Source organism: Nocardia sp. NPDC058705 (assembly GCF_042749305.1).
GTDB lineage: Bacteria > Actinomycetota > Actinomycetes > Mycobacteriales > Mycobacteriaceae > Nocardia.
In genome coordinates this window covers 1-23,882 of record NZ_JBHYRN010000035.1, presented here as the reverse complement: position 1 = coordinate 23,882, position 23,882 = coordinate 1, and the positions used below count along the sequence as shown (strand labels likewise).

At 63.6% G+C, this 23,882-nt stretch carries 18 protein-coding genes; 7 read left to right on the top strand and 11 right to left on the bottom strand.

Features of this window, described 5'->3' with window-relative positions:
- Positions 1-12: 12 nt before the first annotated feature.
- From lipB to ACFW6D_RS28540, 3 genes are read left to right on the top strand one after another with little or no spacing between them, the layout of a single operon-like run.
- Positions 13-762, top strand: a complete 750-nt coding sequence (gene lipB / locus ACFW6D_RS28550; protein ID WP_379333161.1) for a lipoyl(octanoyl) transferase LipB — start codon at positions 13-15, stop codon at positions 760-762.
- Complete coding sequence (gene lipA / locus ACFW6D_RS28545; RefSeq protein ID WP_379239094.1) at positions 759-1,781, top strand: lipoyl synthase; 1,023 nt, start codon at positions 759-761, stop codon at positions 1,779-1,781. Before lipB ends, lipA begins: the two co-directional genes overlap by 4 nt.
- Positions 1,782-1,819: 38 nt before the next feature.
- Complete coding sequence (locus tag ACFW6D_RS28540; protein WP_379333159.1) at positions 1,820-2,131, top strand: pyrimidine/purine nucleoside phosphorylase; 312 nt, start codon at positions 1,820-1,822, stop codon at positions 2,129-2,131.
- A 43-nt stretch (positions 2,132-2,174) separates the two neighbouring features.
- Here the strand turns inward: ACFW6D_RS28540 and ACFW6D_RS28535 are convergent, their stop codons facing one another.
- Both ACFW6D_RS28535 and ACFW6D_RS28530 read right to left on the bottom strand, forming a co-directional pair.
- Positions 2,175-2,708 carry a hypothetical protein gene (locus tag ACFW6D_RS28535; protein WP_379333157.1) on the bottom strand — a complete coding sequence of 178 codons (534 nt, stop codon included), beginning with the start codon at positions 2,706-2,708 and terminating at the stop codon, positions 2,175-2,177.
- 79 nt (positions 2,709-2,787) lie between these two features.
- Positions 2,788-3,180 (bottom strand): DUF5360 family protein, encoded by a 393-nt coding sequence (locus tag ACFW6D_RS28530; protein ID WP_379333217.1) that lies wholly within the window; start codon positions 3,178-3,180, stop codon positions 2,788-2,790.
- Positions 3,181-3,222: 42 nt separating this feature from the next.
- Between ACFW6D_RS28530 and ACFW6D_RS28525 the strand changes: the two genes are divergently transcribed.
- The gene (locus tag ACFW6D_RS28525; RefSeq protein ID WP_379333155.1) at positions 3,223-3,804 is read left to right on the top strand and encodes a TetR/AcrR family transcriptional regulator; all 582 of its coding nucleotides are present in this window, start codon (positions 3,223-3,225) and stop codon (positions 3,802-3,804) included.
- Positions 3,805-3,814: 10 nt separating this feature from the next.
- Here the strand turns inward: ACFW6D_RS28525 and ACFW6D_RS28520 are convergent, their stop codons facing one another.
- A complete protein-coding gene (locus ACFW6D_RS28520) occupies positions 3,815-4,342 on the bottom strand; it encodes a hypothetical protein (RefSeq protein ID WP_379333153.1) in 528 nt (175 codons plus the stop codon).
- Between the two features lie 562 nt (positions 4,343-4,904).
- On the opposite strand from ACFW6D_RS28520, the gene ACFW6D_RS28515 reads away from it, so the two are divergent.
- On the top strand, positions 4,905-6,323 hold the full coding sequence (locus tag ACFW6D_RS28515) for a WGR domain-containing protein (RefSeq protein WP_379333151.1): 1,419 nt from the start codon (positions 4,905-4,907) through the stop codon (positions 6,321-6,323).
- A 225-nt stretch (positions 6,324-6,548) separates the two neighbouring features.
- Here ACFW6D_RS28515 and ACFW6D_RS28510 read toward each other — a convergent pair whose 3' ends face one another.
- A complete protein-coding gene (locus ACFW6D_RS28510) occupies positions 6,549-7,412 on the bottom strand; it encodes a TetR/AcrR family transcriptional regulator (RefSeq protein WP_379333149.1) in 864 nt (287 codons plus the stop codon).
- On the opposite strand from ACFW6D_RS28510, the gene ACFW6D_RS28505 reads away from it, so the two are divergent.
- Positions 7,392-7,607, top strand: coding sequence for a hypothetical protein (locus ACFW6D_RS28505; protein ID WP_379333147.1), 216 nt, complete (start codon positions 7,392-7,394; stop codon positions 7,605-7,607). The two genes, ACFW6D_RS28510 and ACFW6D_RS28505, sit on opposite strands and share 21 nt — an antisense overlap.
- Entirely contained in the window at positions 7,604-9,190 is a 1,587-nt protein-coding gene (locus ACFW6D_RS28500) for a hypothetical protein (protein ID WP_379333145.1), read from the top strand. The genes ACFW6D_RS28505 and ACFW6D_RS28500 overlap by 4 nt, the downstream gene beginning before the upstream one ends.
- A 12-nt stretch (positions 9,191-9,202) precedes the next feature.
- Here ACFW6D_RS28500 and ACFW6D_RS28495 read toward each other — a convergent pair whose 3' ends face one another.
- The 7 genes from ACFW6D_RS28495 to ACFW6D_RS28465 all read right to left on the bottom strand — a co-directional run bounded on the left by ACFW6D_RS28495 (position 9,203) and on the right by ACFW6D_RS28465 (position 23,477).
- The gene (locus ACFW6D_RS28495; RefSeq protein WP_379333143.1) at positions 9,203-12,502 is read right to left on the bottom strand and encodes an AAA domain-containing protein; all 3,300 of its coding nucleotides are present in this window, start codon (positions 12,500-12,502) and stop codon (positions 9,203-9,205) included.
- Positions 12,503-12,524: 22 nt separating this feature from the next.
- Positions 12,525-14,456, bottom strand: coding sequence for a DNA/RNA helicase domain-containing protein (locus ACFW6D_RS28490; RefSeq protein ID WP_379333141.1), 1,932 nt, complete (start codon positions 14,454-14,456; stop codon positions 12,525-12,527).
- Positions 14,457-14,568: 112 nt separating this feature from the next.
- Positions 14,569-18,297, bottom strand: coding sequence for an AAA family ATPase (locus ACFW6D_RS28485; RefSeq protein ID WP_379333139.1), 3,729 nt, complete (start codon positions 18,295-18,297; stop codon positions 14,569-14,571).
- A 58-nt stretch (positions 18,298-18,355) separates the two neighbouring features.
- Positions 18,356-19,036, bottom strand: a complete 681-nt coding sequence (locus tag ACFW6D_RS28480; RefSeq protein ID WP_379333137.1) for a hypothetical protein — start codon at positions 19,034-19,036, stop codon at positions 18,356-18,358.
- A gap of 87 nt (positions 19,037-19,123) precedes the next feature.
- Complete coding sequence (locus ACFW6D_RS28475) at positions 19,124-19,480, bottom strand: hypothetical protein (RefSeq protein ID WP_379333135.1); 357 nt, start codon at positions 19,478-19,480, stop codon at positions 19,124-19,126.
- 7 nt (positions 19,481-19,487) lie between these two features.
- Positions 19,488-23,081: a CHAT domain-containing protein gene (locus ACFW6D_RS28470; protein ID WP_379333133.1), complete on the bottom strand. Its 3,594-nt coding sequence runs from the start codon at positions 23,079-23,081 to the stop codon at positions 19,488-19,490.
- Between the two features lie 78 nt (positions 23,082-23,159).
- Positions 23,160-23,477 carry a hypothetical protein gene (locus tag ACFW6D_RS28465; RefSeq protein ID WP_379333131.1) on the bottom strand — a complete coding sequence of 106 codons (318 nt, stop codon included), beginning with the start codon at positions 23,475-23,477 and terminating at the stop codon, positions 23,160-23,162.
- Between the last annotated feature and the right edge of the window lie 405 nt (positions 23,478-23,882).

The window sequence follows — 23,882 nt, the reverse complement described above, 5'->3', positions numbered from 1 at the left end:
AACGTCGCAAAGGTGAACGACACGCGCCCCACCGCGTCCGCACGATTCGATGCGACCCCGATCGTGGTCGAGGATCTCGGACTCATCGACTACCACTCCGCCTGGGAGCTGCAGCGGCAGATCGCCGATCAGCGCGCTCTCGGTGAAGGCGACGACCGGCTACTCCTCCTCGAGCACCCGTCGGTCTATACCGCGGGCCGCCGGACCGAGACCGAGGATCTACCGATCGACGGCAGTCCGGTGATCGAGGTCGACCGTGGCGGCAAGATCACCTGGCACGGTCCCGGTCAGCTGGTGGGGTACCCGATCATCCGCCTCGCCGAGCCCATCGACGTCGTCAAGTACGTGCGGCGCATCGAGGAAGCGATCATTCAGGTGGTCACCGGCTTCGGTCTCACCTGTGGGCGCGTCGACGGCCGTTCCGGTGTGTGGCTGCCCGCCACCGAACTCCTGGCCGAACGCAAGATCGCCGCGGTGGGTGTGCGTGTACAACGCGGCGTCACACTGCACGGCGTCTCGCTCAACTGCAATTCCGCCCTCGACGGTTTCCAGGCCATCGTGCCCTGCGGCATCAAAGACGCCGGTGTCACCACCCTGACCCGCGAACTCGGCCGCGAAGTCACCGTCGCCGAACTCAAGCCCCTCGTGGCCGCCGCGATTGTTGCCGCCCTCGACGGTGAAATTCCCGTTCAGGCCCATGACATTGATCGCACCACCGCACCGGCGAACGCGCAGGCCCCGAGCGTAGAGTCGGTCCGGTGAGTTCCGTAGACGCCTCTGCCCCCGCCGGACGCAAGCTACTGCGCATCGAAGCGCGCAACGCGGAGACCCCGATCGAGCGCAAACCCAAGTGGATTCGCACCCGCGCCACCATGGGCCCCGAATACACCGAGCTCAAGAGCCTGGTGAAATCCGAGGGCCTGCACACCGTGTGCGAGGAAGCGGGCTGCCCCAACATCTTCGAATGCTGGGAAGACCGCGAAGCCACCTTCCTGATCGGCGGTGAACAGTGCACCCGCCGCTGCGATTTCTGCCAGATCGACACCGGCAAGCCCGCTGCCCTCGACCGCGACGAGCCCCGCCGCGTCGCCGAGAGCGTGCAGTCGATGGGCCTGCGCTACTCCACCATCACCGGCGTCGCCCGCGACGACCTCGACGACGGCGGCGCCTGGCTCTACGCCGAAACCGTGCGCGCCATCAAGGCGATCAACCCCGCCACCGGCGTCGAACTGCTCATCCCCGACTTCAACGCCGACCCCGCCCAGCTCGCCGAGGTCTTCTCGTCACGTCCCGAGGTCCTCGCGCACAACCTGGAAACGGTCCCGCGCATCTTCAAGCGCATCCGCCCCGCCTTCCGCTACGAGCGCTCCCTCGCGGTCATCACCGCCGCCCGCGAAGCAGGCCTGGTCACCAAGTCCAACCTCATCCTCGGCATGGGCGAAACCCCCGAAGAGGTCACCGAGGCCATGCGCGACCTGCACGAAGCAGGCTGCGACATCCTCACCATCACCCAGTACCTGCGCCCCTCCCCCCGCCACCACCCCGTCGACCGCTGGGTCAAGCCCGAGGAATTCGTCGAACACTCCAAGGTCGCCGAAGAACTCGGCTTCGCCGGCGTCATGGCAGGCCCCCTGGTCCGCTCCTCCTACCGAGCAGGCCGCCTCTACGCCCAAGCCATGACCCACCACGGCCGCGAAATCCCCGAAGCCATGTCCCACCTCGCCAAGGAAGGCACCGCCTCCCAGGAAGCCAGCTCAGTCCTGGCCCGCTTCGGCAGCTGACCTAGACTAAGGGTCCCCTCACCCACTCGGAAGGACCCATGTCGAAGTTCGAGAACGTCTCCGTCAGCAAGAAGGCCAACGTCTACTTCGACGGTAAGTGCGTCAGCTACAGCCTCGAGATGCCAGACGGCGCCTCGGTGTCGGTGGGCGTGATCCAGCCGTCGTCGCTGCGCTTCACCACCAACGCCCCGGAGATCATGGAGCTGGTCGCGGGCGAGGCCAACGTGACACTGGACGGCACGACCGAAGCCATCACCTACCGGGCCGGCGAATCGTTCAAGATCCCCGGCGACAGCGCCTTCGACATCGAGGTCGTCGACACCATGCACTACGTCTGCTACTACGGCTGACGAATCCGAGCCGGGGCGACCAGTGCGGTCGCCCCGCTCAGCTCTACTTCACGAGGAACTCGTCCTTGTACAACCGGTTGGGCCGCGGGGCCGTGGCCTCGCTCAATTCCACCTGAAAGTCGCTCTCGCGCTTGGTCCTCGGTCGGTAGCTGCCACCGAAGGTGACCATCACCGACCCGCCGACGCCGGTCGTACCGCGAGCCGACATCGTCTCCCGGCCCGCGTTGAACACCGTCGCCACATCGCGTCCGTCGTTGCCGACCGCGATCTGGCCGTCATGGAAGAACTGCACGAACGTCCCGTTGTCCGCGCCGACGGTCGCGGCGACCGTGTGACCCTTTTCCGGGTCCAACTCGAACTCCGCATCGCACTGCTGACGCCGATCCACGGGACCGGCCGTCCCGAGCGTGCGCCCGATACCGAGCAGCACAGTCTCGCCGAGCGCATTGTGCCGCTCGCGACCTTCTTCGGTCCACAGATGGGTGGTCGACCAAACCTTCACGCGCCCGTCATCGAAAAGCGACACCCGGTCGTCGGTGCCGTTGCTGATCAGATATTTCGCACTGTTGGGGGCCATACCCCCATCTTCCTCGCTTTCGCGCGCAGAGATCACCCGTTCGGGTGACCTGATCACCCAAATCGCTCCGCGCGCCAGGTCAGAAGCTTTTGTGCGGCACACCAACGATCTCAGCGGAAGCCGACGCACGGATGATCCCGACGAGCGCCACGACCGGAAACGCGAACAGCCAGAGGTTCGGGATCCACCACATCAGGCTGTACTCGCCCCGGATCACATAGAAATTCAGCGCCATCAACCCCGCGGCGGAGGTGAGCGACAACGACACGACGATCAACAGCATCGAACTGGCCGAGCGCCGACCGAGCGCGAGCCCGACCAGCCCCAACCCGATCGCTGCCGCGTCGAGTCCGAGAAACGACCAGTTCCACTGCTGCAGAAACTCATCCGCCCCGACACTGATCAGCCCCAGTGCGATGGCCACCCAGTAGGCGAGGAAGCCGAGATCGGTCACCAACATCAGCTTTTTCATAACCACGGTTACATAATAGCCAGTATGTAAACTCTCGTGTCAATGCCGAAAATCGTCGATCACGAAGAGCGCCGCCGCGCGATCAGCGCCGCCGCGTGCCAGGTCATCGCCACCAAAGGCTTGGCACACACCACCGTCCGCGACATCGCCGCCGAGGCCGGTTGCACCACCGGCATGGTCGTGCACTACTTCGCAGACAAGCGCGCGGTATTGCGGGCCGCGCTCGGCGCAGCATCCACCGCCGTCGCCGACCGCGTGACCCGAATGGCCCCCGAGTCCGACGACCTGTACGAACTCCTGAGCCAGTGCCTACCGATGGACCGAACCCGCCGCATCGAATGGCAGGTATGGATCGCCTTCTGGGACTGGGCCACCCACGACCCCGACCTCGCCCGCGAACAACGCGCCCGCTACCGAACCTGGCGCGAGGCACTCGAACTGGTCCTGATCTCCGCCGGCCACCGACCAGGCCCCGACCTCGAACGCGCAGCCGAAGCCCTCACAATCCTCATCGACGGCATCGGCATCCAGGCAGTCTTCGACCCCGAACGCTTCCCCCCGAACCGCCAGCTACAACTCCTACGCAACCAGGCCGAACCGATCCTGGCCGAGCTCGAAACCTGAATTCGCGCGATCAGCAGGCGATGTTCGCCGCGCCCGATCCCTCGAACGAAATATGCACGTGGTCATAGTGATTCTGCGTGGCGCTGCCGCGATCCTCCATGTAGGACCAGCCGCTGCCGTCGTTGTACCGCTGCTGCCAGATCACATAGGTGACGCCGAACCGCGCCTTGTTGGCCAGCACGAAGTCCGCAATGGTGTTGCCCAGCGCGGTGTTCGACGTCATCACATCCAGCGCGCGCCCCGCACCATGGTCACCGTCGTACCGCCCGTGCGCACCACCGATATCGCCCACCCCGAACATCTTCTGCAGCAGGTTCCCGACCTGCGCCACATGCGGCAGAGTCCCGTTGAACTCCGTCCCACACAACACCTTCACCTTCAACGCCGACAACGCCGCCATCTCGTCATCCGCCTTGACAATCGGCCCCGGCTGCGGCTGATCATTCGTCGGCGCGGCAGCAATCGGATCAGGCTCGATCGCCGAGGTCGACAGCGGTTCGACCGAAGCCACCGCCTCAACCTGCGCACCCGGCCGCATCACCATCATCAACATGCCGGGAACGGTCGCCGCAAGACTGCAGACAGCCAGTGGCAGCCGACTCTTGGGAGCCGACGGTTTGCGATGCGAAGCAGTCACGTTGTCAATCACCAGTCATTGTCGAGAACAGGTCACCGTAAGATTACGAAACGGTCGCGGAAAAGTCACGTCCAGCTACGCATCAACAGTTGGACCAGCATCTATCACCCGACGCGATCCCGCAATCCTTTCGCCGCGTGTCGTTACAAAGACGGCCTGTCGCGTTGACCGGCGCAGCCGTTGCGCATGTCCGAGGTGTGACCAGTCGAGGTATCTCCAGATCCGCCACAAGCCGCACCCCCGTGGAAATACCTCGATCATTCGACGCGATCCCACCAACTGAGAGGCAGGTCTCTCGTCAGGGTCGAGCTGCCGACGCTCCCGAGCGGCTTCGTAGGCGTCCGTGCGGTCGGAGCACATCGACGCTCCCCCCAGTGCACAACCAATTACCAGCGACGCACCGAATGTCGGTGCCCCTTGCTATTTTTCGTGCATTCGATCTCCACGAGCTCAGCGAGGACGCATGACCGCCGAAACCACCTATCTCGAACTGTCCGACGACGCGGGCTCCTCGCACAAGTTCTACGAGGTGGTCGTCACCGGAACACAGGTCAATATCCGCTTCGGCCGCATCGGCGAGCAGGGCCAGTCCAAGGTGAGCTCGTTCGCCACCGAGGACAAGGCCAAGTCGGCCGCGCAGAAGAAGGTCGGCGAGAAGATGCGCAAGGGCTACGCCGCCGCAATCATGGGCGCGCGCGAACGCCGCACCGTCACCCGCCGCAGCATCACCAGCCAGCGCTCCACCGCCAAGTCGGCCCCCGTGCTGTGGCGTTTCGACTCCGGCGCCGCCGCCTTCGGCATCTTCGTCGACGACCAGCGCTGCTGGGTCGGCAACGAGAACGGCGAAGTCTTCACCCTCTCCCCCGCCGGCGTCGTCACCAACAGCTACAAACTGCCCGACGCGGTCAAATGCATCGTCGCCGACGACTTCTGGATCTACGCGGGCTGCGACGACGGCCGCGTCTACGACCTGTCCGGCAAAGTCCCCCGCGCCGCCTACGACGTCTCCGCCGACGACGTCTACTGGCTCGACATCCACGACGGCATCCTCGCCGCCTCCGACGCCGCAGGCGGCCTGACCGTCATCGACCACGAGGAGGAATCCCTCTGGTCCGCGCGCAGTAAGGGCAACTCCGGCTGGATGGTCCGCGTAGACCCCACCGGCGTCTACCACGGCCACAGCGGCGGCGTCACCAAGTACCACCTGGAAACCGGTCGCGCGCAGTGGAATTCGTCCACCCGCGGCGCGGTCCTGTTCGGCTGGCAGGAATCCGGCACCGTCTACGCGGGCACCTCCCACAATCAGGTCGAGGAGATCACCAAACAGGGCACCGCCACCCGCACCTACCAGTGCGACGCCGCCGTCTTCTCCTGCGCCGCCTCCCCCGACGGCCGCTACGTCTTCGCCGGCGACTCCCACTCCTCGGTCTACTGCTTCGACGCCACCGGCACCCGCCTGTGGAAACTCGCCACCGGCTGCGGCTCCGCCTACTCCATGCAGTACCACGACGAAAAGCTCTACCTGGTCACCACCTCCGGCGCCCTGGCCTGCCTCGACGTCAGCGAGTCCGCCATCCGCGACGCCGACCAGGGCGTCCTCCCCACCACCCGCTCGGTGAAAGCCCCCGATTTCTCCGCGGTAGCCCCCAGCACCACCCTCGAACTCACCACCGACGTCGGCACCGGCGTCATCGTCGAATGCCTCCAACACGGCGACTCCCTGCGCGTCCACGTCATCTCCCCCGGCTACGACCCCGGCTGGAACGTCCAGTTCCCCCGCGACATCCGCCTGGCCGGCGCCCGCTACGTCGTCGACGCCGTCTCCGAATCCGCCCGCGGCGGCTTCTACCGAGTCCGCGGCGACATCCGCCGCCTGGGTTGAGCCCCTCCTCGGCCCGATCCCACCGCCATACCGAGTGCGCCACTCATCGACCAGCCGATGACGCCGACCTGGCGAATCGGAACACCCGCACGAGCGTCACAGCCTCACCGCCAGCCATGAACGACTACCGTCCGCCATTCACGAGATGGCGGACGTGGCCGGCGGTGGGCTGTCTCCTCGGACCGGGTCACAGACAACGCCGAGTGCCGATGCCGCAGGTTGTGCTCAATCCTGAGGCGTCGGTGCCTCAGACTTCGCCCGTCTCCGGGTCAACGCCGCCAACGTGACAAAGATCGGCACCACCGGATCCGCCACGATCCCCCGCCCGCGCAGAAACGCATCGATCATCCCCCACAGCAATTCGTGCACCCTGCTGACGAATTCGCCGGGATCAGGCTCCGCCTCGCTCAGCCACAGATCGGTCAACACGATCATCACACCGACGATCGCCCGCGCCAGATATTCGATCCCCTCGGCATCCAGCGGAATCGAATCCGCCACCGCCCGAGCCCTTTGCGCGAACCGACCCGACACCGCGCTGGCGAGGTCGTACTGTCCCGCCGACCCCTCACGGTTGGCACTCGTCTGCGTCAGGAACCGGAAAACATTGGGGTGGGCCAGAATTCCGACGGCGTAATCGGTGAGCGCATGATCGATAGCGGCGTCGGGTGGCTGCAACAGCAGAGTCAGGTCCGTTCCCGTCGCGGCGAACGCGGAGTCGGCGAATCGAGCGCCGATGGCCGCGTAAAGGTCACCTTTGTCAGTGAACTGCCGATACAGCCGCGGCTTCGTGATCCCGGCCTCGACCGCGAAAGCCTCCATGCTCGGATGAGGCCCGTCACGATCGAGCACCCGAATCGCGGCGTCGACGATGACATCCCGGCTCACCGGCGGAGGTCGTCGACTGGCGCGGGTCACGGTCGAGAACCATACACGTACCAGCAGTACGATCGAGGCTTTCCATGCCCCACTGACGAAGGGCTCTTTACCTAAGCCCCACGTACCGGCAGTATCGTTGTCCGTACCGGCAGTACGAACTACCGGACATCGCATCGAAGGAGACGGTCCGTGTCGGATGCCCTGCGCCAACTCACCGCAACACTCGGCACCCCACCACCACCCGACTTCGCCACCCTCACCCCCGATGAGCTGGCACTCCTCGACGGCTACGTCCGCGCCGCCCTCGACCACCGCAAGGCCGCCCTCGACGGCGCCCTCGACTCCGGCATGCGCCTCATCCCCCGCCTGGCCCGCCCCGCCGTGAAGAAGGTGCTCGGACTATGACCGCGACCCACCACACCACCGCCGAGCTCACCAAACTGGCCCGCATCCTCCACCGCGACCCCGCCGACCTGGACTTCCTCGCCACCCTCCCACCCGAGGCCCTCCGCGAATTCCGCGACCAGATCACCGATCTCACCGCCCGCCGCGAAGCCCGACGCATGCAACGCGTCGGCGCCGCCGCCAAACTCGTCCCCGCCCCCATCGCCGCCAAGATCACCGAAGCCGCCTTCGGCCCCGTCCTGGCCGCCGCGATCGCCGGCTCGGTCGACCCAGCCCGCGCGGTCGCCATCGCCGGCGCCCTCTCCCCCAGCTTCCTCGCCGACGCCACCCTCACCCTCGACCCCCGCCGAGCCACCGAAGTGATCGCCGAGGTCCCCGGCCCGATGGCCGCCGCCGTCGCCAGCGAATTGATCCGCCGCGGCGACTACCTGACCATGGGCAATCTCGCAGGCTCAGTCCCCGACTCGGTCCTGCGCGCGGCCCTGCCCCACGCCTCCGACCTCGACATCCTCCAAGTCGGCTACTACCTGGAGGAAACCTCAGCAGCCGACCGCCTGCTCTCCGTCGTCACCGACCGCATCCCCGGCGTCATCCGCGCAACCCATGCCGCAGGCGAATGGCCCAAAGCAATCACCCTGCTCGCCCTCCTAGGCCCCACCGAACGCTCCAAACTCGCCAACGTCGTCGCCGCTGGAGACGACGAAGTCATCGACGGCCTACTCGCCGCAGTAGAAGAAGTCGACGCCTGGGACACCCTCCTTCCCGTAGCCGCAGGCATGGCCCCAGAACCCCTACAACGCCTGGCCCAACGCCCCGCGATGCAAAACCCCACCCTCCTCACCAAAATCGCCGACCTAGCCCTCACCCAAAACCTCTGGCTCTCCCTACTCCCCCTGGCCACCCACCTCTCCCCCACCCAACTCCACACCGTCGCCGCCCGAGTAGCCACCGAACCCGACGACTCCCTGACTACCCTCATAGAACAAGCCCACACCGAAAACCACTGGCCCACCCTCCTTCCCGTAGCCCTGGCCCTCTCTACCCCCGACCGCAAACGCCTAGCCTCCCTTCCCGTCATGCACCGCCCCGAATTCCTCACCGCCGCAATAAAAGCCACCGCCACCCACAACCTCTGGCCAGCGGCCCTCCCCCTCCTCGACGACCTCCCCACCACCACCTACGACACCCTCGCTACCACCATGAACACCCTCACCGACAACAATTTCCGAGAAGCCCTCCAAGCCGCCCCCACCGCCGACTGCACCACAACGCTGATACAAATCGTCCTCCGCCAAGAGCCCTCCGCACGTGCCCGCTCCCTCACCCTCCTGAACGAATCCGACAACCTGGAAGCCTTCGTCGGAACCATCCACACAAAGGATCCTGCGGTCTGGCAAGCCATTTCCGATGCCCGCGAGGAAATCCCGGAACCCCTCCGCACACTACTGGCCGCACAAGCAATCCAATCCGGCAAACCGAAGGACCCGCCACCCCTGGCTCACCTTGCTGAGGGACGAGCAACACCCCACAGTCCTCGACGCCACGGAACCAGATCTCGTCGTCTGGACCGCGAGTTCGAGTGATATGCCCAGCCGCTAGCTCGCGCCGCTCCTCGCAGTGCCCAGGATGATGTCCTGCGTCCACCCGCGATTTCCTTTGCGTTCTGGACACTGACTGTTCCTGCACCGCCAGTACCAGGTCTGGTCCCTACGCCGCTTGAGGTCGACATCCTGTTCGTTGCATCCGCCACACCGCGGCGGACGCGCAAAGATCTCTGCATGCTGACCTTCGAGGATCTTCTTGGCGAAGTGTGTGCCGCGCATCGTCAGCATGATCTCGCGAGTATGACTCTGCGAGAGCGGATTAAGGCTGCCGATCATCACTGTCTGCTCATCGACCACGACAATCTTCTGGTGCATGACATTGACGCGGACCACCGTTCGGACGACCGCACTCAGTTCATCAACGAACTCTTCGAGCCGTTGTTGCAGCTGATCCCCCGGATCACGGACGAACACGACGATCCGCACACCGCGAGCAGCCGCCTCGATCAACACCGGCAGCAGTGAGTGAAGCCGCTTGGCCACCCACGGCGCCCAAATCCAGATGGACTTGCGCGCTCGACTGAGTCGATCGCCGAACGTCTTGTAGAACTCGACCTCGTCTTGGATATCGCTGATCTCCACATGACGCGAAAGGATCTCGGCGAGCCGACCACCAACGGGGCCCAACGGACGGCCAGTACCGAGCGGTGCGATGAGCTCACTGGCTGCAATCGTCCGGACCCGACGATCGGTGAGCATCTTGTTCAACGCCCCTAGAGCGGAGTCCTTTACCGCATTCTCCACACGATGTCGGCTGCCGATGATGTACACACGCTGCTGTACTCGGGTGACTGCGACATTGAACAACCGAAGCCCACTACGTGACCAGCCGTTCGCCTCGCGCCCTCGGCTCGCCTTGGCCATCCACATACCGGGTCCGTCTTCTGATTCGACGAGATCAAAGACAACGACACCGAATTCGCGGCCTTGGAAGCGATGCGCCGTGCCGACCTCAGCCAACATCGGGTGGTCGGATTCGACCTGCCGCATAGCCTCGAGGGTGGCTTCGGCCTGCAGCGCGTATGGCGTGACGACGCCAACAGTTGAACCGTCGTTCGCATGCAGGTCGGCCAGCGCTCTCGACAGCAGCATGCCGGCCGGCCACCAGCCACTGGACGGACCTGTTCGGTACACATGACCGAGATCCCCCAGTCCATCCGTATCGATCAGCACGATTTCAGCATCGCCAGGCTGCGTAGCTCTCGCCCGTGCCTCAATTGTCGGGCCCGCCTTCAACGTCCCGTCATACGCGATCGAATTGGCGAGGTACATGACATCCAGCCCGAAGCGATGCTGCACGTCAAGTGCGATGCATCCCGCGTTACTCTGCGCGGAAGCAGCCGAATCAATGCCACAATGATCGAATACTTCTGTCAGCAGCCACCGCTGGATGTCCGTTCTTCGGCTGCCTTTCAAGACCTGTGCGCCGACGGGCCCGAGCTGCATAAAATCTCCGAGTAGCACCGCATTACGTTGGGCTGCGGCGACGACAAGCAACACTTCCGGCAACGAGGCGGCGCCGACCTCGTCGACGACTACCAGATCGTACGGCCCCTCCATCATCGCGGGGATCGTTCGAAACTTCGCCAGTGTGGACGCGACAACTCTGGCCTCGCGAATTATCGCTCCTTGGGCATCTTTGGCCAGCGCTTCGTACTGCTCCTGCAGCGTTTGGTGGCGTTTGCGCAGCTCTGGCTCACGCTCGGGATCGTCAGCACCGATGAGTCGCAGTGCGCTGGCCTCAGCGTGGAGTAGGGGCTGTCGCTTCGTCCTCGCTGAGTGCACTTCGTCGACTGCTTCGGCGGTACGTGCGAGCTCTCGGTCGAGGCGTGCCGATTCAGCCGCACATCGACGTATTTCATCTTGTAGTCGACTCTTCTCATCCAGTGCTCCGCGGTACTCCGAGTCGATCCGATCGATGTCATCGCGACTCAGCGTGATCTGGTGCCCACGACGAGAAATATCGCGCTTCACATCCTTGATCCGCCGGTCGAGTATTTCCACCGCCTCGTCCCGACGGTCGCGATCGAACTTCAGCTTCGAGGCCAGGTGGTCACGTGTTCTTCGTGCCTTCCCTGATTTACCAGGGTCAGTCAGCCGCTCCCACCGCGATCGGTCTTCGAGGTCGGTCAGCACCCGCTCCGCGTCAGCGAGTTCAACAGCGGAAATCGCAACGACTGCCTCCGCTCTCGTCTTCTTTGATTCCAGGTCTTCCGCTTCGAATTCGAGTGCGTCGATCGCATGCCAACCCTCCCGATCACTGGCACAGCTGCGGACGCTCTCCTCTGCCTGAGTGATTCGGTGCGACATCGAAGTCAGAGCAGAGTGGGCGACATCCTGTTGGTCGGCGACACTGGAACGGCGATCTGACAAGGTTTCAACCGAATTGGACGCATCAGCTAACCGACGCTCAGCGCGGGCGAATTTCGGCTCGTCGAAACCGACAAGCGCCGAATCGAGTTCCACCAGCCTGGCAATCCGCTCCCTGACCTTCGCCAGATCTTTGGCGATCTCATCGCGTTGCTGGTCCAGTTCTGTCAGCCGGGCCCGAACCATGAGCGGCAGGCAGACATCCGGGTTGTCGGCGACTTCCCGTAGATGCGGAGTTCCCACACGAACGACGGAGCCCGGCCTATCTCTGGTCTGCTTAGCGACCTGCACGACCACGTTGTCGACGGCAATGTTCGTTGCCGACACCAACAGCACCCGTTTCCCGTCGGCGATCAGGTCGACGACAGCTCGCATGATCACCGACGTCTTTCCAGTCCCTGGCGGCCCCCACACCATCCAGAGTCCGTGACCTCTACACGCCCGATATGCCATATCCTGACTCGGCATGAGAGTTCCCGACGACAATCCGACCGTTGCTAATTCACCACCGAGCTGTCCACGAGCAAGCCGACCGGCCAAGCGTTCGTCGGTGATGCCGGCAATCCCTTTGATCAGCGTATCGATCAGAAAGGTGGGAGGCTGCTGGAGCAGCCATAGAGTCGGGTCGACCGGATCGGCGAATTCAGCAACTCGAACGCGCACGGTAGAACCGTCGTACGACACCTCCATGACGTGATTACCGTCGCTGATGCTCGCCCTGTCCGGCTCGGCCAGCCGCAAGCTCTCCGCCTGCAGATGGTCTCCGCTGAGCATCGATCCACGGACATCCACCTCGAAGGTGCCCGATGCTGTGCCGCGTACCGCAGTACCGATCCGCCTCCACGAGGGTTCAGTGGCACCCCCGCCTTCCGCCGCCAGCCACGATCGCAACGCCGTGTCGACCTCTTCTCGCCAGCCCACTTTCTCCCCCTCGATCAGTTGCTCATGCCATCAAGGTCTCTGTCCGCGGACCCGGATCTCGGACACTGTCGACCGACGGGACGAGCTGCTCTAACAGTTCGCGGACAGCAGGATCGACTGCGTAGATCACCACTCCACGCATGGCACGCGTCAGCAATACCCGATAGGTATTGCGAATCAGCATGTCAATCTCTTCGTCGAACACCGGTTTCGCGCGAGTGCCGACAAGTGCCCTGTCCTTGTTCCCCTCACGACGAACGACTATCCGTTCGTTCTGCACCTCCACATCGGGACCCAAAATCACTCCGCCCCAGTCATATTCGAAACCCTGAGCGGTGTAAACACATCCGATCTGTCCGAATCCACGGTGATCGGCCGCCCACAGGCTCGCGGGTGGGGCCACGTTGGGATCTCCGTCGTTGACCATGTTCCACGGCCGTGCCCAGTCCCCGATTTCGACGTCATCGACCAATGAGCCATCCGCGCGCGGTGCGCTCCACGTCCAGCAGTAGCCCGCTGTCATCCGCGCGCTACCGCCATCTGCGATCCGGTCCTTGAGGAGACTCTCCATCTCCTGCGGCGATGACACAACCCGAACAGAGAAGTCCGTGCCCTTCCAGGGCGTCGGGTACGAGCCTGCTCGAAGCCCGAGTAGGTTGAGCACCCATTCGTCGTAGGCCACGCTACCGCCACATCGGTACTGTCCGTCGAGCCGAATGTGGAACACCGGAAAGCCCATGCGCGCGGCATGGTCCCTGATCAGGTCGACTGTGCCGACTTCGTCGGGCCGAACGACTTGGTTCTCATCCAGGAGGAACACCGGCACACGTGCGGCCGCCATCAACTCGTCAATCTGTGGACGATTGGTTCTCAGCTTCCTTTTCGTCCAACGATCGGTCGACGTCCGCCGAATGCGGTGCGCCTCATCGCAGATCAACACATCGATGCTGTTCTGTTCCCGCTCCGCAAAGCGTGCATAGTAGGTGAAGAGCGCGTTCAGCTCCTTACCTCGCTTCTGCGAAAGTGTCCGCATGGTGGTGGTCACTGCGGTAGAGCCGGTCGCATACGCTACGTCGTAGCCTTTTCGTTCCAGCTCGGCCAGCGCGGAGATCGCGACCATGCTTTTGCCGCTACCCGGACCGCCGGTGACCACCACAACGCTCTTGTGATTCCCCCGCCGTGACCGATCGATCCGGTTCAAAACCGCCTCGTAGGCAAGCTTCTGGTTGTCCAGCAACGAATATTCCGTCGCACTCCTGAGTTCGTCTTCGGTGAAGTCCAGGAACGTTTTTCGTCGAAGCACCTTGCTGTCCAGCAGACGGTCTGCCGCGCCGCTGTCCGGCGACAGTCGCTCTCGAAAGTAGTCGGCCAAGTCCTTGTTCTGATCCCCGGTGAACAAACGCCCCAAGCGATCCGGCTCGCGCTCGAGCAATCCGCTGACCGACTCACGGGTCGCGTTGTGCAGGTAGGCGATTCCACTGACCGACTCCGGCTTGTCGTGCAACTGCGCCACGTACTGCTGGAGATACCGACAGTAGCCGCGAACCTGATCGATCGGATGAAGCTGGTCGCCCCTGGTGTTGATCGACCAGACAATCTGGTCGCTGTTCCAACCCAGATCAGCCTGACTCCACTGCTTGAGCTCGACCACAACGTATCGGTCGGCTCCCGATCGAGGGTCGACTCCCGCCAGCACCGCATCGGCGCGGCGGCTCGACTCTGGCATCGGATACTCGATCAGCATGTCGATCTCGCCCAGGCCCGCATCCACCAGAACCTTGGCCAGCATCGGCAGGCTCGCGTCCCACGACCGGCGCTCCGCCTGGCTCGCGTACTTGAGCCGATGCTCGGCGATCAGCACCGACAACAACTTCTCGACCCGTGACTCGGCCCCCTTGATTTTCGGCAGATACTTCGCTACTTCGACAGCCGTCACCCGATACGGTTGATCCACGCAATAAAAGCTACGTGAAATCCAAACCCCTTGCAGTGCAAGACTATTCAGTCATATTCAGGACGGTCAGGGAGTGGTGGCGGAGCAGCGAGGGTCGAAACGATGTGTGCCGCTATGTCGCCCGCCTAGGCAGTGCCTTCTTGGCCGGTCGCTTCGTCGGCGCAACCTGACCCGCGAACACCTGCTCAGCCAACGTCCGCCACTCTGGCACGTTGACACCTCCCAGATCGTCGGTCCACACGAGCGAACCCTTCGGCCCGCCGCCCTCGCTCCACGGCAGGATCCCTTGGTGCGCGTACCAATCCCGCTTCGCTGCCCATTTCGCGGCATAGACCGGTTGGTCGAGCATGCCGAGATGCTCCCAGTACACAGTGCCACCCAGCATCGTCTGAATCGTGAAGTCCGGGGAGCGCACCGACCCGTCGGCACCGACCAGCTGTTGCTCGTATTTCCACTGTCCTGGCACCACCTGCTGCAGGATGTCGGCGAGGATCACCTCGTTCTTACTGCGAACAAGAACACCGGTTCCGGTGACGTGCACCAGGTTTGCGTCAACGCGGTGGATCTCGCCGGCAATACTGACTTCTTGTGGCGAAGGCGCTCGAAACAGGTCGGTGAGCCTGGCTGCAGTCTCGGAAGCGGACGGCCGGGCGAGCTCACGGAGTTCGGACAATGTGCCGTCGTGGAGGATGACGACACGGTCGGTGTGCCGGGTCAGCGCGGTGTAGAGGAGTTCTCGTGAGACGCCAGCGCGCGACGGAAGCACCACGAAGGTGGTTGCGAATTCCGATCCCTGTGACTTGTGCACGGTGACGGCCCAGGCAAGCTCGAGTGGTGGATCTTCCGAGGAAGATGCCCAGTAGCTGTAGGTGAAGTCGAGCTGGGAGGAGAACTCCACCCGAACGTACTTCTCCTTGAACGGTTTGAGCCGACCGATGACCACACCGATTTCACCGTTGGCGACGTAGTCGAGTCCCTCGTTCTTCGGCCATCCACGCATTCTCGCGTTGCGGGTATTCATCACCTTGTCGCCTCGGACGATCATCTCGGGACCGATCGGGTTCGCGATGTTGAACTTGCGTGTCATACCGGCGAACTTCGTGTCGCCCGCCCGGAACGCCCGTTTGATGTGCCGATTGAGCTCGACGCTACCGAACTGGCGCGATCTGGTCGGCGTGAGGATCTGCCACTTCTCGGCCGCCGCACCTGCGCCCACGTCCCAGTTCAGATAGGGATCGTTCCAGGCACCGCCGTAGGTGAGCGCGAACGCCTTCTCCACATCTGGATTCGCGGTGAGGTCCAGCTCCTCGTGCATCACGTCGGTGAGCACCTCAGCTGGAGTACGCTTGCCCCACTCCACGTACCGGATTCGCCCCATCTCCGGGTCGGTCGTCAGCTGCTGCCAGATCAGGTCGTCGTCGGGTCCGAGCTCGCCGCCGCCGAACCACTTCGCCAACGCCAGATCCGCACCGTCCTGATCCTGCTGTCGTCGGGTCACCTGCAGTTCCACATAGCCACGGTCGACCCGTACCGACGACTCGAAGGAATCCGGCTTCAACCGTTCGACCAGGTCGACAAACGGACGTCCGGCGCCGATCGGCGGGAGTTGGCGCGGATCACCCACCAACACAAGCCGTTTGATTCCGGCAAACGAATCCAGCGTCGCGGCGAGCATTTCCTCGGTCAGCATCGAGGCCTCGTCGATCACTACCAGGTCTGCCTGCTGCCGCGCAGCCTCCTCGTCGGTGCGATACTGACCCGTCGTGCCGTCGAATCGACCACTCCGACTGAGATGACTGGCCAACGTATGCGCCGGAAATCCAACCTTTTGCTGCATCTGCACTCGCGCTTTCCCGGTCGGCGCGAGCAGTATCGGCGCGACCCCGGCAACGTCGGGCAGATCTACAAGGGCACGAAGGAGCGTCGTCTTTCCGGTTCCCGCGGGCCCGATCAGTACGGACAACGGCGAGGCGTAAAGCTCGGCCAGACCCGCGGCCTTCTCTGTTCGCGCCGCTTCTTCATCGAGATCGCCGGGCGAAAGGGGTTGATCGATCGCCGCATCGATCGCTGACCGCGCCGTCGACAGAGTGCCGAAACGCGGGGCAGCCGCACGCAGGTCGACCTGGCGACGGATCAGCTCGGCAACGATGAACAGCCGCCTCAGCTTGTATGCCGGAGTACCGTCGCCGACGGTCGTCCCGACCAACGCTGTCCAGTATTCGTCCGGATCAGGCAGACTCTCCGGGTCGAGCTCCAGACCGAACAGAACCTGTTCGTTGAGTGGGCACGGTACCGCCACCGGAATTCCCGCAACCCCTGCCACGGCCTCTGTCAACGGCAGGACCGTACTTCCTTGTACAGCAGCGTGTTCGAGGCTGTCGACCAGCAACGCTTCAACTCTGCGAGGGTCATGGTGATCAGCCATCTGTGCGGATTCCGGCATCGGTGAAGTCCACGTCACGTGGGCCGGCGGATAACATGCCCGGTCGATCGTGGTGACCGCGATGTGCAGCGGGTCCGTGTAAGTGCATATCGACGCGTAGTAGGGATTCTCCAGGAACTCTGCCACTGGCAGCGGCTCGACCGTCGTGCCATCCATGATCATCGCGGCCTGGTCCGCGGTGATGTCGAACGCTGACAACGTCTTCAACGCATCCCGGAATTCGTCGGTCTGTCGCTGCCAGATCCGAGCGGTCGATCCACCCAGTACTTGCCGCAGCTCAGCGGTGAATCGGGAGGGATCAGCGAATCCGCTGTCGAGATACTCCCACGGATCGGCGGAATCCTCGATGGCCGCCGAAACCATCCGCGCCACCCCGTAAGCCCCTGGGACTCCCAGATGCGCGAGCACAGCGCCCAGCCCGGGAGTAGGACCGCGCTGCTGCCACAGCAGCCCGACCTGCCGATCCACCCACTCGAACGCGCTGGCTGGTACTTCGACTCCGAGCGTGCAAGCCCCGCGGGCAGCAGCGGCCAACGCCAGGAGTGCCTCGATCGCGGCGTCGTCCGAAACGTGTTCGGTCACGTAAGAGAACTCGAGCGCACGCCCCTCCGGCTCCCAGGCGAGCGCGTCATCGACATCGATCCCGTTCTCCAGCAAGGGAACAAGGTGCTGATACGGCAGCAGGATCCCATCGCGCATGTCGGTACGCAGGCTGTGCGACACCGCCGTCTCCCACATCGATGACTCGAACGCGGGCTCCCCCTGCATATTCCACATGCCGGGCAATCTGACATCGGTCACCCTCGCCGCGCCCACCAGGAGCTTGCGGGTGGTCCCCTCTTGAAACGGCGAGTGCTTGAGGTAGGCGAAAACCAGCGAACTGTGTGGCACGACCGGCTCGAAGAACGCACGAATCACCGCCTGCTGATTCGCACCATCCATGATCCATTTCGGGTCGAATCCGAGCGTCTCGACAGCCCGAACCTCGGCCTCGCCTTCGTAGCCCGTCGACCAGTTCGGCGCAAGATCCGCCTCGAACGGTTCCCTGCTCATCCATCGGAAAGGCACTGCTTCGAAGGCGAAGCCAGGGATCGAGACCGTCGTCGGCGACAGGGTCCCCTTCAGCACCTTGTTCTTCGCGTACGGGTGGTTCTTGACTACCGAGTAGCCGTGCGCTGACATGAACGTCGCGCGCTCGTTCAGACACGGCAGCTGCTCCGGCACCAAGCTGACGACGGGAGCGCCCGCATGGTCACGCTCGTAGTCGTCGTCACGCTTCTCACCGATGCCCTTCAGCAGGACACACGACGAATTGTCCAGGGGCCGATCACAGACATGCCCATCCCACGGTCGGTCTCGCCACGGCACTCGCATCGACAGGTGCTGCGTTCGCGTCATGCGCAAAGTTTCGCAGGTGCATACGACATTCGCGGCCGGTTCGGAGCCCGAGCAGGGCTCAGCGACTTTGACGCACCTGCGGACACTTCTTTCCCGCCATGTGGCAGCGATCTTCGAACCCCGGCGGCAACCAATTGCCCGACAGCAACAGCGGATGACTCGGAAAACAGGTGAAGGCGGACATGACGAACATCAGCGCCGCCCACGGGCTGTGCACGCGGATCGCCGCGTTGCCCCCTTCGCTGTCCTGGAATCGGAACTCCATACTGTCCGGGGCGATGAGATCGACGGCGTCCATGCCGTGCCAGTACAGACTGAAGTTGGTGTCGGGGTTGTGAAAACACATCCGTACTTGCGAGACCATGCCGATGCCTGGTCGCTGCGGCACCCACCTCGGTCGCGAATCACGCTGGGCGAGACTTCTGCGCGACCGATTGAGCATCGCGTTGCCCAGGTGCGCCGCAACGACAAAACCGGTCGAACCCATCGCCGCGATATTGTTCGACTCCCACGACCCGTCCCCGATCGCCGTCCAGACCGACCACCCGACCTGCGATTCGGCCAAACTGTGTTCGCCGGGGTCCATCCGCATCCTGGTCGGCCGCGGCGGCAGGCTCGCGAGCGTGCCGTCCATCAGCGCCCGCGTGACCCACGCGGTATAGAGCAGATGGTCATCGAACATTCCCCAACCAACTTGCTGTGCGAGCAACCGGTCGACATCACCGCCGGGATCGAACACCCCTACTCACCTCCTTCGACGTATACCGATACAGATGCCGACCCCGCCTGTGTCAGTTTCGCGGTACACGGCCACTCGTCGCCGCTGTCAGGGTTCACCGCGCTCGACGATGTCGGCCACGGTCGCGTCGATCACGTCTTGTCGCTGACCCGGCTCGACATCGGCCGGGGTGGGGGCGGCTTGCAGCAGCGCGGCGGCAAGAATTTCGCTGGTGGCGCCTTCACGACGGGAGACGATGTCGTGGTAGATCTGCCAGCCGAGGGTCACCGTGCTCATCACGAGACCCGCGATGCCGACCAGGTCGGCGTACTGGCGTGGACCGAGAGCGGTTTGCGGCCCCAAGGCGGTATCCACCTCCGCACGCAATGCGACACCGTACTTCGCCGCCAGTCGTCGGGCTACGCGCCGGGCCGCCGCATTGGTAATACTTGTAGACTGAGTCATTTACGACCTACCTGATTTCATTTCGTCGACGGATGATTTCGGTTCTTATTTCTTCGGGAAGTCGTTTGCCTGTTGCGGCCCGCCACGCATTATCGAGCTGCCGAGGCCTCAACGAGTGTGTGCTCACCGCCAAGAAGTTGAGCGTATGATCCCACTGCTCCTTGACCCGGTGTGACTCGTGCGGCATGGCGGCGAGAATCGAGGCTCCCATGATGAGCAGAGTCAACGATTCTGTCCGATCGCTGGCGACAACGCTCAACTGAAGGTGGATGGACGCGAGTCTGGTCGGATCGCCGATCATATTTTCAATCTCTCGCTGCTTCCCCCACCACTTCTTCGCGAGTTCCGGGTTGTCACTGAGGAATGCCGCGGCGCCCAAATTGTTGCAGCAGTCAGCGGCGCGTAATCTATCGCCGTTCCGTTCACAGATTTCAAGTGCCGAAGTAGACCACTCGACACTCTCTGCCGCACCTTCGGAAGTGCCCAGCTTGAGGTGACACGACCCCAGCAGCATATACGATTGGGCAATACTCCGCTCCTCCGCTTTGGTTTGCTGTTTAAGCTGCAAGGATTTTCGAAGAAGCTCGATCGCATAGCCGTACTCTTTTACCGAACACTGCAGATAGGCACGCTGGTGCAGCACCCGAGCATGGGCTGCAATGTCCGATTTTTCCTCGCATGCTTGCTCGAGTCGCTCGTATTCGTCCTCTGCCTCATCGATGCGCCCCAGGTCGACGAGCGTATTGCACAGCTGGTACGCGGTAATCTCCAGTTCCGCCAGGTGTCCGTGCAGGCGAAAGAGCCGCTGAGCCTCCCGAAAGCGCTGGGCTGCCGCCTTCAATTTTCCTTGCTCGATCGCACAGTTGCCGAGATTGTGCCACGCTTCGGCAACCGTCCTCGGATCAACGCTGCCGGGCGCTGCAGTAACCACTGCTGTGAGCAGTGTTGTCGCTTCCGCGAATGCACCTGCCTGATATGCGCTGTATCCACGCTGGAAATCGAATATTGGTTGCCATCTGCCGTAATCTCCCGATCGTCGAAGTTGCCGCTCGAGCGAATCGTAGATCCGGTTCGCCGCACCGGCATTACCCACTGCGATGAGCCGATTGGCTGTAGCGCTCTCCACAAACAACGACAGCTCGGCCGCCGCATCATCGGTGGAAACCGGAGGCTGCTCACTACCGAGCACTCGACGAACGCGATCGACCCATCTTTCTGCCTCGTCGGGACGACCCAATTGTTCGAAATAGCCGTTCAAGCATCGAACAATCTGGTGTGCTCGGTCCCATTCTTCATGCTCGAGAACATGATCGAGCGAGCGGCCGAACGCATCTACATGCGACCGAACAACCGGGGAAGTCGACAGCTCCCTGCGATGCTCGGATTCCCATCGATCAGCCATTTCCGCGTGCACGATCGCGAGCATGTGCACGGTCACGTTGTACGCGATCGAAAATACTTCCGGATCGTCCTCGTACCACAGTGTGGCGAGAACACTGGGCAGCGCGCCGTGGATGGTGTACCGGGCCGATGCTTCCCCTACCTTCGGCGTCGACACCAACCCGGCGTCGTAGAGTCGTCCGAACAATTCGAACCAACGCGCGGCCGGCACTGGACGGAAGAACATCGGGTTCCGCGGGTTGTCGACCAGTTCCTCGAGCTTCGCCACCAGCGCAACGACGTCGTCGATATCGACGCTCCCATGAAACACACTGAGCACGAACAACATTCGTCGCTCATCAGCACCGAGCCCGGCAACCGCCGAGCAGACACTCGGACTCCGCCCGACCGACCCCGCAGGCTCGGCCCCCTTGCCTGCTGGATCAGCAACCGCCTGCTGCAGGTGTTCGAGGACCTCGGCAGACGAACGGTCAGTGAGGTAGGGCAGCACCTCACCCATCAGCGACGGGTTGCCCCCACACCAATCGAGCAGTTGCGCCATCGCGGGTTCCGAGAGTCGCGACGGCACCGACCGGAGCAGATGGGTGGCGAGTGCGACACTGTCCTCTCGCGCCAGTCCGTCTACCTGCACACGGGCCACCCCAAGGCCGGAATCCGCCACACCCCCGCCGTTTCGCGTCGTCACAACCACTGTCGAACGACCGCGCGCGAGTTGCCCGAGGTACGCCCACAGCGCCCCGGTCGCCGCACTGACGTCCAGGTCGTCGACGATCAACATCATCCGTCGCGTGCGCATCATCTCGGTGATCTCCGCACGCCGTTCCGCACGGCCGAGAAGCTCAGCGCTCGCCATGAGTACCGCGTCAACACGGTCGAGTCCGCCGGTGAGCTGTCGCCAGCGGCCGAACTCACGCGCGAGCGCACTCTTACCGACCCCGATGTGACCGTGCAGGACAATCACTTTCGAGGTGTCGGCCAATTTCTCCAACTCCAGGAACAGCGAGTCGCGGCCGACGAAAGGAACTCGCGTCGGCGATTCGTCCGGACCCCGCGCGAGCCCACGAAACCGTGTCGTGCGGTCGCCGTAGAGGACCGGCACCATCCAATCCTGCAGCGGCAGTTCATCGCCGCCGACAGCAGCTCGGATCGGACTGGCGCGGACTCGTGCCCGGCCGTCGTTGGTCGCGCGAGACAGACTGTGACCCTCGAACACGCTGTCGTAGAAGCCGGACATGAAGGTCGAGGCGGCAGCGTCGATGACCTTGTACGCCATCGCCACCACACTGGCGCCGCCGTTGCCCGCGATGGCCGTGGCTACGGCGGTTTCGGTGGTCTTACTCATCGCCGCCGATCGGCAGGCGTTGAGCACCACGACTTCCACACCGTGGCGCGCGATGATTCGGGCGAACTCCGTAGCAGCGACCGCGTCCGAACCAGCGGCGGGCTGCGCTGCTTCGAAGATCAGCGATCCGCCTCCTTCGCTGACACCGTGACCGTCGAAGTGGACGACGTGAAACGGATCACCCTGCGCACGAGCCGCACCGAGGACCGTGTCGAGCATGTGTTCGGTCGGTGGTCGCAACACCGTGAAGTCGACCGTGCCTGCCAGCCGCTCCAGTTTGTCGACAATGGGTCGAGCCACCCCGGTGTAGGAGACGTCCGTGCCCGCAGGTGTTCCGGGCCGCGCGATCACCATCAGCACCCGCAGACGCCGCAGGACGACTTCCCGGTCCCCTACCGGTGTGGCGCCGCCGATACTGCGCCGAAATTCCACGCCCTCTGCCGAGAGCGGCATGGTCCGCGCCGGATCCTGCATGATCTCCCATGGCAGTCCGAGCCAGGCCGGATCAGCCGACTGCACAACCACTTCCATCGAGGTTTCCGAGCTCGATCGGCGCGCAGCGTGATATGCGTTCAGCGCGTCGCGGCCACTCAGCACGCAGTCGAACAGTCGACGCCCCCACGTTGCGGTTGCCGTCGAGATCGTCTCAGCTCGGTCGTGGTGCGCACCGTAGGAGGACTGTGGGTAGTCCTCCAGGTACCAGCGCAGATCCTCCAGATCGGTGTTGGTGAGCGGGAATTCGACCGGCGCGGGCGCTGAGCCGGCCAGGTAGCGGTAGTCGCTGTCGAGAGCGATGACGCTCGCTTCGTCGTCACCGTTGAGGTTGATGAGCAGCGTCGCTCCCACCGGATCCCGCATGGCCCACACTCCTTCGCATGACTGGCGTCGTCTCACTAGATGCGATTGCGCGTCGGTGTGGTTCGCGGTGTTCCTGGTTCATCGACTCAGGTAATCCAGGCACGCTTGTTCGACGATGACTCCGGTGATCTCAGCGATGATCGCGACCGTAACCACTTTGCCCGCAGCGAGTCTCGATGCCACGGCCTCTGCCACCGGACCGACGATCGAGCAGGTCTGCCCGACAACACCCGCCCCGTCGCCATCGGACCCGTCACAGGCCGCCACCGGGACACACAGCGTCAACGCCAGCAAATAGCCGATTACTCTCACTCGTCGCCCCGATGGGCCACGACCCCGTGGACGAACTTCGGCGCCGGACTGCAAGAACACACCGCGCAACGGTCCTGCGCTCATTCCGAATCACCTTGCCTTACATACGATATCGACGGGCCAGTGGAACCAGTTACCGGACTGCCGCACGATCGGGAGATCCACGCAACGGTCACTACCCCTTAGATGCCGCGCACATAGCCGATGGTTCGCTTGCCGGCCAAACCTTTTCGCGACAGGTGGACCGAACTGGCCGCAACGGAGCGAGCCCGCCCTGTTCGAGGGTTACTCGGCCTCGACGCTCCTGATCTGAGCCGCCAGCGCTCCGCACGGCACCGTGAGCGTCGCCGGTGCGCGCGTCACAGCGCGAGCGGCCTACCCGCCCGCGAGTTCGCTAAGGGATGTCCCGTAAGTCTGAATTAGCGACGGCGAGCGATCCACCCGCCAGGAATCAGTAAGCGTGGGCGAGGTTGGCCAGCGTCGCTACCC

Excerpts from the sequence above, each read along its gene's own strand:
- ACFW6D_RS28540 (WP_379333159.1), top strand. The coding sequence starts at position 1,820 with ATGTCGAAGTTCGAGAACGTCTCCGTCAGCAAGAAGGCCAACGTCTAC.
- ACFW6D_RS28535 (WP_379333157.1), bottom strand. The coding sequence starts at position 2,708 with ATGGCCCCCAACAGTGCGAAATATCTGATCAGCAACGGCACCGACGAC.
- ACFW6D_RS28530 (WP_379333217.1), bottom strand. The coding sequence starts at position 3,180 with ATGAAAAAGCTGATGTTGGTGACCGATCTCGGCTTCCTCGCCTACTGG.
- ACFW6D_RS28525 (WP_379333155.1), top strand. The coding sequence starts at position 3,223 with ATGCCGAAAATCGTCGATCACGAAGAGCGCCGCCGCGCGATCAGCGCC.
- ACFW6D_RS28520 (WP_379333153.1), bottom strand. The coding sequence starts at position 4,342 with ATGCGGCCGGGTGCGCAGGTTGAGGCGGTGGCTTCGGTCGAACCGCTG.
- ACFW6D_RS28515 (WP_379333151.1), top strand. The coding sequence starts at position 4,905 with ATGACCGCCGAAACCACCTATCTCGAACTGTCCGACGACGCGGGCTCC.
- ACFW6D_RS28500 (WP_379333145.1), top strand. The coding sequence starts at position 7,604 with ATGACCGCGACCCACCACACCACCGCCGAGCTCACCAAACTGGCCCGC.
- ACFW6D_RS28485 (WP_379333139.1), bottom strand. The coding sequence starts at position 18,297 with ATGACGCGAACGCAGCACCTGTCGATGCGAGTGCCGTGGCGAGACCGA.
- ACFW6D_RS28475 (WP_379333135.1), bottom strand. The coding sequence starts at position 19,480 with ATGACTCAGTCTACAAGTATTACCAATGCGGCGGCCCGGCGCGTAGCC.
- ACFW6D_RS28470 (WP_379333133.1), bottom strand. The coding sequence starts at position 23,081 with ATGCGGGATCCGGTGGGAGCGACGCTGCTCATCAACCTCAACGGTGAC.
- ACFW6D_RS28465 (WP_379333131.1), bottom strand. The coding sequence starts at position 23,477 with ATGAGCGCAGGACCGTTGCGCGGTGTGTTCTTGCAGTCCGGCGCCGAA.